The organism is Intrasporangium chromatireducens Q5-1 (assembly GCF_000576575.1).
GTDB lineage: Bacteria > Actinomycetota > Actinomycetes > Actinomycetales > Dermatophilaceae > Intrasporangium_A > Intrasporangium_A chromatireducens.
In genome coordinates, this window is sequence record NZ_AWQS01000602.1 from 1 (window position 1) to 409 (window position 409).

Below are 409 nucleotides of genomic sequence, written 5' to 3' on the forward strand. Positions count from 1 at the left end.
CGTTCGAGTACCAGGGCCAGAAGTGCTCGGCCGCCTCCCGCGCCTACGTGCCGGCCTCGCTCTGGAAGCAGATCAGGAGCGACCTCGTCGAGATCACCGAGGGCCTGACGCAGGGCGACGTCACCGACCTCAGCAACTTCATGGGTGCCGTGATCGACGACCGCGCCTTCGCCAAGCACAAGGCCGCCATCGACCGGGCGCACGCCACCGCCGGTGTCGAGGTCCTCGCCGGCGGCAAGTACGACGACTCCGTCGGGTGGTTCGTGCGTCCCACGGTCCTCGAGGTCACCGACCCCGGCGACGAGGCCTTCCGCACCGAGTACTTCGGCCCGATCCTCGCCGTCCACGTGTTCGACGACGCCGACTACGACTCCGTCCTCGACCAGATGGAGTCCGCCTCGCCCTACGG

General features: G+C 68.9%; 1 protein-coding gene. It reads left to right on the plus strand.

The window, feature by feature from the left end; all coding sequences use genetic code 11:
- Positions 1-409: aldehyde dehydrogenase family protein (locus tag N864_RS23065; protein WP_034723142.1), on the plus strand; the 409-nt coding region annotated here is incomplete at both ends.